Genomic DNA, 10711 nt, shown 5'->3' on the forward strand with positions numbered 1-10711 from the left:
TCTTTGATCGAGGCCCCTCGGCCTTCCCTTCCGGTCATCCCTCCGGGGTATCGTCCCCTCTGATCCAACCGTGGGCGTCCCCGGTGCACGTCCGCCACCTGAGCCGACCTAATGTGGTGAGCTGTCACCGCCGCCACGTCCCCCAGTCAAGGACCCAGATGCCCCGCTCGAAGAAGTTCCGGCGCGCCCGTCTGATCGTGATCGTGCTGGTCGTGCTGCTGATCGCCGGGCTGGGCGGGAGCGGTTACTGGGCGGTCCACACCGTGCGTGCCTCCTTCCCCGAGCTGACCGGCACCGTCCGGGTCGCCGGCCTCGCCGCCCCGGTCGACGTGAAGCGCGACGACAAGGGCGTGCCCCAGCTCTACGCCGACACCTCCGAGGACCTCTTCCGCGCCCAGGGCTACGTCCAGGCGCAGGACCGCTTCTGGGAGATGGACGTCCGCCGGCACATCACCGCCGGGCGGCTGTCCGAGATGTTCGGCTCCGGCCAGGTCGAGACCGACGCCTTCCTGCGGACCATGGGCTGGCGCCGGGTCGCGCAGCAGGAGTACGACACCGTGCTCTCCGCCGAGACCAAGAAGTACCTGCAGGCCTACGCGGACGGCGTGAACGCCTGGCTCTCCGAGCACCCCGGCGGGGCCGGCGCCTCCCTCGAGTACGCCCTGCTCGGCGCCGTGAACGGCGACTACAAGCCGGAGGAGTGGACCCCGGTCGACTCGGTGGCCTGGCTCAAGGCCATGGCCTGGAACCTCTCCGGCAACCGCCAGGAGGAGATCGACCGCGCGCTGCTGGCGCAGAACTTCGAGCAGAGCGAGATCGACCAGCTGTACCCGGCGTACCCGTACGACCGGAACGGCACCATCGTCAAGACCGGCAAGCTCGCCGCAGACGGCACCTACAGGCCCGCCGACGGCAGCGCCGCGCCCGGCACCGCCGCCGCGACGGCCGGCACCGGCACCGGCACCACGCAGGGCCGCGCCGCCACCCAGGCCGTCCTCAAGGACCTCTCCGACAAGATGGCCGCCGTGCCGCAGCTGCTCGGCCCGCAGGGCCAGGGCATCGGCTCCAACTCCTGGGTCGTCTCCGGCAGCCACACCACCACCGGCAAGCCGCTGCTCGCCAACGACCCGCACCTCGGCCCCGGCATGCCGTCCGTCTGGTACCAGATGGGCCTGCACTGCCGCACCGTCGGCCCCAAGTGCGGCTTCGACGTCGCCGGCTTCACCTTCGCCGGCACCCCCGGCGTGGTCATCGGCCACAACAAGAAGGTCTCCTGGGGCTTCACCAACCTCGGCGCCGACGTGACCGACCTCTACCTGGAGAAGGTCACCGGCCCCGACACCTACCTGCGCGACGGCCAGGAGGTGAAGTTCCAGACCCGCAAGGAGACCATCAAGGTCGCCGGCGGCGAGGACCGCACCATCACCGTCCGCACCACCGTCAACGGCCCGCTGATCTCCGACCAGTCCTCGGAGCAGCAGAACGTCGGCACCTACGCCCCGGCCGGCAACGCCGCCCCGGACCGCGCCAGCGGCTACGGCGTCGCCCTGCAGTGGACGGCCCTCACCCCCGGCCGGACGATGGACGCCGTCTTCGAGCTCGACGCCGCCGCCGACTGGAAGGGCTTCCAGAAGGCCGCCGCCGACTTCGCCGTCCCGGCCCAGAACCTGATCTACGCCGACACCGAGAACAACATCGGCTACCAGACCCCGGGCACCATCCCCGTCCGCGGCAAGGGCGACGGCCGCTACCCCGCCCCGGGCTGGGACTCGGCCTACGACTGGAAGAAGGACCCGGTCCCCTTCAAGTCGCTGCCCTACAGCTACAACCCGGCCTCCGGCTACATCGTCACCGCCAACCAGGCCGTGGTCGACAAGGGCTACCCGTTCTCCATCACCACCGACTGGGAGTACGGCACCCGCGCCAAGGAGATCACCGACCAGATCGAGGGCCGGCTGAAGAACGGCGGCAAGATCTCGCCGGACGACATGCAGGCCATGCAGCTCGACAACACCAGCGTGACGGCCAAGACCCTCGTCCCGCTGCTGCTCAAGGTGAAGATCTCCGACCCGTACGTCCGCGAGGCCCAGGACCTGCTGAAGGACTGGAACTACCACCAGGACGCCGACTCCGCGGCCGCCGCCTACTACAACGGCGTCTGGCGGGCGCTGCTCACCCTCGCCTTCGGGCAGAAGCTGCCGGCCTCGCTGCGCGCCGAGGGCGACTGCCTGCTGGTCCGGCAGAAGTCCAACTCGACGCTGCCCGACGACGCGGTCAACGGCGAGGTGAAGCCCGTCACCGAGTGCGGCACCCGCAAGCCCGACCAGGCCCAGCCGGACGGCGGCGACCGCTGGACGGAGGTCGTCCGCACCCAGCTGGCGCAGCCCGACAGCACCTGGTGGAACTACATCGACTCCGACCACCTGCCGCAGCACGGCCTGAACAACCTGCTCGCCCAGGCGATGAAGAACGCCCGCCAGGACCTCACCGCCTACCTGGGCAAGTCCATCTCCACCTGGAGCTGGGGCCGGCTGCACACCCTGACGCTCAAGGAGACGACGCTCGGCAGCGACGACTCCTCGATCGCCTCGGGCTTCGTGCACCGGCTGCTCAACCGCGGCCCGTACCGGCTCTCCGGCGGCAGCGCCGCGGTGAACGCCGCCGGCTGGAACGCCGCCGCCGGCTACCAGGTGGACTGGATCCCCTCGATGCGGATGGTCGTCGACCTCTCCGACTTCGACGCCTCCCGCTGGATCAACGTCGGCGGCGCCTCCGGCCACGCCTTCCACAGCAACTACAACGACCAGACCGAGCTGTGGGCCAAGGGCGAACTGCTGCCCTGGGCGTACTCGCCGGACGCCGTCACCAAGGCGACCGCGCACACCATGACGCTCACCAACGGCTGACCCGCCGCGCGGGGGCGCCGCCGCTCAGCCGGCGCCCCCGCGGAAGCGGTGCACCCCCGAGGGCGTCACCACCGCGTCCACCGGCAGGTCGTGGGCCTCGCCGGGCACCTCGGGCAGCAGCTCCCCCTCGTAGAGCAGGGTCGCCAGCAGCGGCTCGGCACCGGCCGCGGCCAGCCGGGCCAGCACCCGGTCGTAGCTGCCCCCGCCGCGGCCCAGCCGCACCCCGCGGCGGTCCACCGCCAGACCCGGCAGCAGCACCAGCCGCGCCCCGCAGACCGCCTCCGGCCCCAGCCGCGGCCCGGTCGGCTCCAGCAGGCCCCGGGAGGCCTGGGCGAGCGCCTCCCGCCCCTCGTACGGCGCCCAGTCCAGGTCGTTGTCGGCCAGCAGCACCGGCAGCAGCACCCGCACCCCGCGGGCCGCCAGCGCGTCCAGCAGCGGACCGGTGCCCGGCTCGCCGCCGACCGACACGTACGCCGCCACCGTCCAGCCCGGTTCGGCCAGCGCGGCGGCGTGCACGGCCAGCTCCCCGGCCGCCGATGCCCGCCGAGCGGGTGACAGTGCGCGGCGTCCCGCCAGCAGGCGTGACCTCAGCGCGGCCTTGTCGTTGTGCAATGGATTGGCAGTCATGGGTCCCCACAGCTCGGCACCGATCGGTGCCCCGAGCCTGACATGCGGAAGGCGCCACATGTCCACCCCGCTCCTGGTCCAGGCACTCGCCGCGCTGAGCGCCCCCGCGCTGGCCGGCGCCGGGCTGCTCGGCGCGCGGCTGCGCCGGGCCGCGGCCACCGCGGCCGAGCGCGAGGCGGCCCTGCAGGGCACCGTCGCCGAGCTGCGCCAGGAGCGCGACGAACTGCAGCGCACGGCCTCCTGCGACCCGCTCACCGGGGTGTGGAACTACCGGCACCTGCAGATCACCCTGGACAAGGAGATCGAGCGTGCCCGCCGCGCCGCGGCCGGCGACGAGAAGCGCCCGCTCGCCCTGCTGATGCTGGAGATCACCGGCTTCGACGCGGTCGTCGCCGAGCACGGCCGCAGCCGGGCCGGCGCCGTGCTGCGCGACCTCGCCCAGCGCCTCGCCGTCGAGATCCGCCGCTCCGACACCCTCGGCCGCTACGGCGGCGAGGAGTTCCTCGTCCTGCTGCCCGACACCGGCGCCGAGGGCGCCGCCCAGGTCGCCGAGCGGCTCGTCTGGACCGTCCGCCGGCACCGACTGCTGGACTGGTCCGGCAGCGGCGCCGAGGCCCGCCCCGCCGACACCCCGGCCGGCCCCGCCGGGGCCCCCGCCACCGCCCGCGGCAACGGCCTCACCGCCGCCGTCGGCATCGCCGTCCTGCCGCGCGACGGATCCCACGCCGCCCTGCTGCTGAGGGCCGCCGACCGGGCCCTCGCCGAGGCCCGCCGGGCGGGCGGCGACTGCTGGCGCGGAGCCCCGGTGGAGACCGTCCCCGCGGCGGCACCCGAGCCCGCACCTGCGGTGCGCTGCCGGCGGAGGTCCGACGGGCCGACGGAGGCGGCGGGAAAGCCGGGTAGTCTGTCCGCCTGTACCGGCACCGAGGCCACCCTCACCTCCGTCGGCCACGCCCGCACCGCTGCCGCCACGGCCGCTGCTCGGGACGGGGTTTAACACCCCACTCACCTCGCTCTCACAGGGCGCTGAAACGCCTCAGTAAGGTCGACGCATGACGAAGACGCACGCCCGCACCCCCGTCACCAAGGCCGTCGTGCCCGCTGCCGGCCTGGGGACCCGCTTCCTCCCGGCGACCAAGGCGACGCCCAAGGAGATGCTGCCGGTGGTCGACAAGCCGGCCATCCAGTACGTCGTCGAGGAGGCCGCCGCCGCCGGCCTGTCCGACATACTGATGGTGACCGGCCGCAACAAGCGCGCGCTGGAGGACCACTTCGACCGGGCCTACGAGCTGGAGGAGCTGCTCACCCGCAAGGGCGACCACGACCGGCTGCGCCGCGTCCAGGAGTCCGTGCAGCTCGCCAACATGCACTACGTCCGGCAGGGCGACCCCAAGGGCCTCGGCCACGCCGTCCTCGTCGCCGAGCAGCACGTCGCCGGCCAGCCCTTCGCCGTCCTCCTCGGCGACGACCTGATCGACCCGCGCGACCCGCTGCTCTCCCGCATGATCGAGGTCCAGCAGGAGCTCGGCGGCTCGGTCGTCGCCCTCATGGAGGTCGACCCCTCGCAGATCCACCTCTACGGCTGTGCCGCCGTCAAGCCGAACGGCTTCGGCGACGACGTCTTCCGGATCACCGACCTGGTCGAGAAGCCCGACACCGAGGACGCCCCGTCCAACTACGCGGTGATCGGCCGTTACATCCTCGACCCGGCCGTCTTCGAGGTGCTCAGCAAGACCCCGCCCGGCCGCGGCGGCGAGATCCAGCTGACCGACGCGCTGCGCGAGCTCGCCGGGCGCGACGAGACCGGCGGCGGCCCCGTCCACGGCGTGCTGTTCAAGGGCCGCCGCTACGACACCGGCGACCGCGCCGACTACCTTCGCGCTATCGTCCGACTGGCGTGCGAGCGCGAGGACCTCGGCCCCGAGTTCCGGGACTGGCTCCGGCAGTTCGTCGCCACCGAGATGCACAGCTGACCCATCACGAAGGCGAGTGAGGCGATGACCGCGGGCCCCGCGCACGGCAGCAACGACCCCTGCTGCGAGGACGCCGGGGCCCCGGCCGCCCCCCGGACGTGGACCGTCGACGAGCACCTCGCCGACGTCCTCGCCGCCGCCGCCCCGCTGCCCGCGGTCGAGGTCGACCTGCTGGACGCCCTCGGCCGCAGGCTCACCGCCGACGTCACCGCCGCCGTCGACCTGCCGCCCTTCGACAACAGCTCGATGGACGGCTACGCGCTGCGGGCCGCGGACACCGCGCCGGTCGCCCTCGCCGTGGTCGGCGACATCGCGGCCGGCGCCGCCGAACTCCCCGAGGTCGGCCCGGGGCAGGCCGCCCGGATCATGACCGGCGCACCGGTGCCGCCCGGCGCCGACGCCGTCGCCCCGGTCGAGTGGACCGACGGCGGCAGCGGCACCGGCGAGGCCGCCGACGCGATGACCGCCGCCGTCGCCGGCGAGACCGTCCAGGTGCTCCGCCCGGTCGCGGCCGGCGCCCACATCCGCCGCCGCGGCAGCGACATCACCGCCGGCACCACGGTGCTCACCGCCGGCACCCTGCTCGGCCCCGCCCAGCTGGGCCTGCTCGCCGCGATCGGCCGCGCCACCGTCGCCGTCCACCGCCGCCCGCGGGTCGCGGTGCTCTCCACCGGCAGCGAACTCGTCCAGCCCGGCGAGCCGATCGGCCCCGGCCGGATCAGCGACTCCAACAGCTTCGCCCTCGCCGCCGCCGCCCGCGCCGCCGGCGCCGAGGCCGTGCGGATCGGCGGCGTGCCGGACGACCCGGCCGTGCTCCGCCGGGTGCTGCAGGAGCAGCTCGCCGACGCCGACCTGATCGTCACCAGCGGCGGCGTCAGCGTCGGCGCCTACGACGTGGTCAAGGAGGCCCTCCAGCCGCTGCACGGCGGCGAGGACCTCGGCGGCGTCGACTTCCGGCGGCTGCGGATGCAGCCCGGCAAGCCGCAGGGCTTCGGCCGGCTCGGCAAGGACGGCGTGCCGCTGCTCGCCCTGCCCGGCAACCCGGTCAGCGCGTACATCTCCTTCGAGCTGTTCGTCCGGCCGCTGATCCGCACCATGCTCGGCGCCCCCGAGGTGCACCGGCCGGTCGTCTCCGCGGTCTGCACCGCGGACCTCTCCTCGCCCGCGGGCCGCCGCCAGTTCCTGCGCGGCCGGTACGGCACCGACGGCACCGTCACCCCGGTCGGCGGCGCCTCCTCGCACCTGGTCGGCGCGCTCGCGCACGCCGACTGCCTGATCGCCGTCCCCGAGGACACCACCGCGCTGCCGGCCGGCAGCCGCGTCGACGTGGTCCTTCTCACGGACTGACGCCACCGGGGTTGTACGGTAGCGCGGTATTCGACCCGCGCCACTGGAGCCCCCGTGACCGAGACACCCCCCGGCGACCGCCTCACGCACGTCGACGACACCGGCGCCGCCCGCATGGTGGACGTCTCCGAGAAGGCCACCACCGTCCGCACCGCGGTCGCCGCCGGGCGGGTCGCCGTCGCCCCGCGGGTGGTCGAACTGCTCCGCGGCGAGGGCGTCCCCAAGGGCGACGCCCTCGCCGTCGCCCGGATCGCCGGGATCATGGGCGCCAAACGGACCCCGGACCTGATCCCGCTCTGCCACCCGATCGCCATCTCCGGCGTCACCGTCGACCTGGCGGTCACCGACGACGCGGTCGAGATCACCGCCACCGTGCGGACGGCCGACCGCACCGGCGTCGAGATGGAGGCGCTCACCGCCGTCGCCGTCGCCGGACTGACCGTCGTCGACATGGTGAAGGCGGTCGACAAGGCCGCCGCGATCACCGACGTCCGGGTGCTCACCAAGACCGGCGGCAAGAGCGGCGACTGGGCCCGCGAGGACGCCCGGTGACCGCCGACGGCCGCCCGGCCGCCGGCCGCCCCGTGCGCGCGCTCGCCGTCACCGTCTCCAACCGCGCCTCGGCCGGCGTGTACGAGGACAAGGGCGGCCCGCTGCTCGTCGAGGGCCTCGGCCGGATGGGCTTCGCCGCGGACGGCCCGCGGGTCGTGCCGGACGGCGACCCGGTCGAGGCGGTGCTCCGCGAGGCCGTCGAGGCCGGCTACGACGTCGTCCTCACCACCGGTGGCACCGGCATCTCGCCGATGGACCTCACCCCCGAGATGACCGCCCGGGTGATCGACCGGCAGATCCCCGGCATCGCCGAGGCGATCCGCGCGCACGGCCGCGACAAGGTGCCCACCGCGGTGCTCTCCCGCGGCCTCGCCGGCCTCGCCGGACGCACCCTGATCGTCAACCTGCCGGGCTCCACCGGCGGCGTGAAGGACGGCCTGGCCGTCCTCGAACCGCTGCTCGCCCACGCCGTCGACCAGCTCCGCGGCGGCGACCACCCGCGGCCGGACAGCACCGTCCGGAGCACGAGCTGAGCGCCGGCTGGCCGGTCGAGCTGACCGAGGGCGACGTGACGCTGCGCCCGATCCGGGCCCGTGACCAGCGCGCCTGGCAGGAGGTCAGCCGCCGCAACCGGGACTGGCTGCGGCGCTGGGAGGCCACCGTGCCCCCGCCGCCGGCCGGCCGCGGCGGGGTCGCCCGGCCGAGCTACCGGCAGATGGTCCGCTACCTGCGCGGCGAGGCGGCGGCCGGTCGGATGCTGCCCTTCGTGGTGCTGCACCGGGGCCGGCTGGTCGGCCAGCTCACCGTCGGCGGCATCACCTGGGGGTCGATGTGCTCCGCCAACGTCGGCTACTGGATCGACGAGGAAGTGGCGGGCCACGGCATCATGCCGACCGCCGTCGCGCTCTCGGTCGACCACTGTTTCCGCACGCTCGGACTGCACCGGATCGAGGTGTGCATTCGGCCGGAGAACCGGCCGAGCCGGCGGGTGGTCGAGAAACTCGGCTTCCGCGAGGAGGGAATGCGTCCGCGGTATCTGCACATCGACGGCGACTGGCGCGACCACCTGGTCTACGCGCTGACCGTCGAGGAGGTGCCGGAGGGCATGCTGGCGCGCTGGCGTGCCGTCAGGAGCGGTCGCTCCTGAATGAATTGAATATTTGTTCGAAATAGATATCGATCCGGCATCGGGCCCCGGGTCGAGTGGTGGCAAACACCGGCAAAATAGTCGGAGAATCAGCTTGATCACACGACACGCCGCGCCAAATTGCTGCCAGGCCTCACCGCGCCCCCGTACCGTGTGAATCGTGAGCAGTAGCGGCCTTATCTACGCGGTCATCGTGGGAGCCTGGGCCGCCTATCTGGTGCCGATGTGGCTCCGCAGGCAGGACGAGCTCAACGAGTCGCGTCCGACGGAACGCTTCAGTACCGCGATCCGCCTGCTGGCCGGCCGGTCGGCGCTGGAGCGGCGCGCTTCGAAGTCCCTCACCGACGAGTCCGACGGCGGCGAACCCGCCCCGGCCGAGGACGGCGCCCCCGGCGACGCCCCGGCCTCCGGCGTGCCCGCGGCCGCCGACGGCGCCCAGGCCGATCCGGAGCCCCCGGCCGCCGGGCCGGCGGACGCCCCGGACGCCCCCGGGAGCGCCGAGGCCCCCGAGGTCCCCGAGATCCGGGCCCCGGACGCCGAGCCGTCCGCGGACCGGCCGGTGCACCGCCCGACCGCCCAGCGCCGGGCCCGGCTGCTCGCCCGCCGGCGCCGCATGGTCACCCTGCTCTTCGTCGCCTTCGCCCTGGGCGCGGTGGTCGCGGCCGTCGCCGGCTTCGCCTTCATCTGGGTACCCGCCCTGCCTGCCCTCCTGCTGACCTTCTACATCGGCCACCTGCGCCGGTTGGAGCGCCAGCGGTACGAGGTCAAGCTCGACCGCACCCGGGCCGCCCAGGCCGCCGAGCGGCTGCGGGCCCGCGAGCGGGCGCGCGAGCAGGAGCGGGCCGCGGCGGACGAGCCGGCCGCCGAACCGGAGGCGGACGTGCGCGCCGCGGACGGGCCGGCCCGGCCGCACCTGCGGCTGGCCGCCGACCTGTCGGCGCACGGCCCGTCCGACACGGCCTCGACCGCGACGGCGCTCGCCGAGGCCACCGACCACGAGGAGTGGGTCGACGGGATGCGCGAGCGGGGGCCGGCCGGCGCCGACTCCTGGGAGCCGGTGCCCGTCCCGCTGCCGACCTACGTCACCGCGCCGGTCGCCCCGCGGGTCACCCGCGGCCTCGACCTCGCGGCCCCCGGCGTCCGCGACTCCGGCCGCCCGGCCGAGTCCCGCCGCACCCCGCTGTTCGACCAGTACGCGGAGAGCGCGGCGCCGCACGAGGCGGACTGCCCGCCCAGGGCCCGAGCGGCCAACGAGTGACCTCCGGCGCCCCGCCCTCCGCCTCCCGCGGACGGCGGGGCGCCGCACGTCGGGGGCCGTTCGGGACCCGCAGAGGCAATGGTCACGAGGTGGTCCGCAGAGGTGATAGAGTTCTTTCTCGTTGGGGCTGTGGCGCAGTCCGGTAGCGCACCTCGTTCGCATCGAGGGGGTCAGGGGTTCGAATCCCCTCAGCTCCACCAACCTCAAAGGCCCTTCCGGGATTACCCGGAAGGGCCTTTGAGCGTTCGTACAGCAGTGAAGTACAGCAACTGCTCCGAAAGCGTGGGCGCTTCGGCGGCGATGTGCCGGCCGAGCTTCGTCAGCGCGCGACGGGTCTCCTCGGACGGTACGCGGGTGTAGATCTCCATCGTGACGGCGATCTTGCTGTGCCGGAGGATCTGCGTCGCGATCCGCGGGTGCACGTCCAGCGCGGCCAAGAGCGAGCCGCAGGTGTGCCGGGTGTCGTGGGGTCGGATCACCCGGACGCCGGCCAGTTCGCACCGCCGCTTGAAGGACCGGTTGAAGTTCCGCGGCTCGATCGGTGAGCCGGTGCGCGTGCTGAAGACGGACCCGAGCCCCGCCCACATCTCACCGCCACCAGCCGAGCCGCGACCTGGCCCGGCGCCGGAGCTTCAACGCTGCCGTACAGATGTCGGGCATGGGGAGGACGGCCGTCGAGGCGTCCGTCTTGTTCTCGTCGTGGACGAGCTGACGGCGAATCCGCTGAAGCTGTGCCTGAACGGTCAGCAGCTCCGCGTCCAGGTCGACAGAGTCCCCCATGTCAGACCCGGCACCTCACCGCGCCGAAGCCCTAGGGCCTGTGTGATGTTGTGATCAATCTTCGGGTTCTGCCCCCGTTTCGGGGTGGAAACCGGTAGGACTGTCAGGTGTGACGCGCAGG

11 protein-coding genes and 1 tRNA gene are annotated in these 10711 nt (G+C 73.8%); 9 read left to right on the top strand and 3 right to left on the bottom strand.

Features of this window, described 5'->3' with window-relative positions:
* Nucleotides 1-158 precede the first annotated feature (158 nt).
* The gene (locus AB0O09_RS33230) at nucleotides 159-2906 is read left to right on the top strand and encodes a penicillin acylase family protein (protein WP_363548388.1); all 2748 of its coding nucleotides are present in this window, start codon (nucleotides 159-161) and stop codon (nucleotides 2904-2906) included.
* 24 nt (nucleotides 2907-2930) lie between these two features.
* Here the strand turns inward: AB0O09_RS33230 and AB0O09_RS33235 are convergent, their stop codons facing one another.
* Nucleotides 2931-3533, bottom strand: a complete 603-nt coding sequence (locus tag AB0O09_RS33235) for a 5-formyltetrahydrofolate cyclo-ligase (protein WP_363548389.1) — start codon at nucleotides 3531-3533, stop codon at nucleotides 2931-2933.
* A gap of 58 nt (nucleotides 3534-3591) precedes the next feature.
* On the opposite strand from AB0O09_RS33235, the gene AB0O09_RS33240 reads away from it, so the two are divergent.
* The 8 genes from AB0O09_RS33240 (at nucleotide 3592) to AB0O09_RS33275 (ending at nucleotide 10010) form a co-directional block, all read left to right on the top strand.
* Nucleotides 3592-4530 (top strand): GGDEF domain-containing protein, encoded by a 939-nt coding sequence (locus AB0O09_RS33240; RefSeq protein ID WP_363548391.1) that lies wholly within the window; start codon nucleotides 3592-3594, stop codon nucleotides 4528-4530.
* A 55-nt stretch (nucleotides 4531-4585) separates the two neighbouring features.
* Nucleotides 4586-5506 carry a UTP--glucose-1-phosphate uridylyltransferase GalU gene (galU, locus tag AB0O09_RS33245; protein WP_263103980.1) on the top strand — a complete coding sequence of 307 codons (921 nt, stop codon included), beginning with the start codon at nucleotides 4586-4588 and terminating at the stop codon, nucleotides 5504-5506.
* A gap of 24 nt (nucleotides 5507-5530) precedes the next feature.
* Nucleotides 5531-6853 (top strand): gephyrin-like molybdotransferase Glp, encoded by a 1323-nt coding sequence (gene glp, locus AB0O09_RS33250; RefSeq protein WP_363548393.1) that lies wholly within the window; start codon nucleotides 5531-5533, stop codon nucleotides 6851-6853.
* 54 nt (nucleotides 6854-6907) lie between these two features.
* Nucleotides 6908-7405, top strand: a complete 498-nt coding sequence (gene moaC / locus AB0O09_RS33255; RefSeq protein WP_030270697.1) for a cyclic pyranopterin monophosphate synthase MoaC — start codon at nucleotides 6908-6910, stop codon at nucleotides 7403-7405.
* A complete protein-coding gene (locus AB0O09_RS33260) occupies nucleotides 7402-7938 on the top strand; it encodes a MogA/MoaB family molybdenum cofactor biosynthesis protein (RefSeq protein ID WP_363548395.1) in 537 nt (178 codons plus the stop codon). Before moaC ends, AB0O09_RS33260 begins: the two co-directional genes overlap by 4 nt.
* The gene (locus tag AB0O09_RS33265; RefSeq protein WP_344625984.1) at nucleotides 7935-8552 is read left to right on the top strand and encodes a GNAT family protein; all 618 of its coding nucleotides are present in this window, start codon (nucleotides 7935-7937) and stop codon (nucleotides 8550-8552) included. Before AB0O09_RS33260 ends, AB0O09_RS33265 begins: the two co-directional genes overlap by 4 nt.
* A 160-nt stretch (nucleotides 8553-8712) precedes the next feature.
* Nucleotides 8713-9810 carry a gephyrin-like molybdotransferase receptor GlpR gene (gene glpR, locus AB0O09_RS33270; RefSeq protein WP_363548397.1) on the top strand — a complete coding sequence of 366 codons (1098 nt, stop codon included), beginning with the start codon at nucleotides 8713-8715 and terminating at the stop codon, nucleotides 9808-9810.
* A gap of 123 nt (nucleotides 9811-9933) precedes the next feature.
* A tRNA-Ala gene (locus AB0O09_RS33275) sits at nucleotides 9934-10010 on the top strand.
* Between the two features lie 21 nt (nucleotides 10011-10031).
* On the opposite strand, the gene AB0O09_RS33280 is transcribed toward AB0O09_RS33275, so the two are convergent.
* Both AB0O09_RS33280 and AB0O09_RS33285 read right to left on the bottom strand, forming a co-directional pair.
* Nucleotides 10032-10397, bottom strand: a complete 366-nt coding sequence (locus AB0O09_RS33280; protein WP_363548399.1) for a tyrosine-type recombinase/integrase — start codon at nucleotides 10395-10397, stop codon at nucleotides 10032-10034.
* 1 nt (nucleotide 10398) lies between these two features.
* Nucleotides 10399-10590: a hypothetical protein gene (locus AB0O09_RS33285; RefSeq protein WP_363548401.1), complete on the bottom strand. Its 192-nt coding sequence runs from the start codon at nucleotides 10588-10590 to the stop codon at nucleotides 10399-10401.
* Nucleotides 10591-10711 lie beyond the last annotated feature (121 nt).

The sequence above is a fragment of the Kitasatospora sp. NPDC093679 genome, from assembly GCF_040683455.1.
Lineage (GTDB): Bacteria > Actinomycetota > Actinomycetes > Streptomycetales > Streptomycetaceae > Kitasatospora > Kitasatospora arboriphila.

Excerpts from the sequence above, each read along its gene's own strand:
- galU (WP_263103980.1), top strand. The coding sequence starts at position 4,586 with ATGACGAAGACGCACGCCCGCACCCCCGTCACCAAGGCCGTCGTGCCC.
- AB0O09_RS33285 (WP_363548401.1), bottom strand. The coding sequence starts at position 10,590 with ATGGGGGACTCTGTCGACCTGGACGCGGAGCTGCTGACCGTTCAGGCA.
- AB0O09_RS33235 (WP_363548389.1), bottom strand. The coding sequence starts at position 3,533 with ATGACTGCCAATCCATTGCACAACGACAAGGCCGCGCTGAGGTCACGC.
- AB0O09_RS33240 (WP_363548391.1), top strand. The coding sequence starts at position 3,592 with ATGTCCACCCCGCTCCTGGTCCAGGCACTCGCCGCGCTGAGCGCCCCC.
- glp (WP_363548393.1), top strand. The coding sequence starts at position 5,531 with ATGACCGCGGGCCCCGCGCACGGCAGCAACGACCCCTGCTGCGAGGAC.
- AB0O09_RS33280 (WP_363548399.1), bottom strand. The coding sequence starts at position 10,397 with ATGTGGGCGGGGCTCGGGTCCGTCTTCAGCACGCGCACCGGCTCACCG.
- AB0O09_RS33230 (WP_363548388.1), top strand. The coding sequence starts at position 159 with ATGCCCCGCTCGAAGAAGTTCCGGCGCGCCCGTCTGATCGTGATCGTG.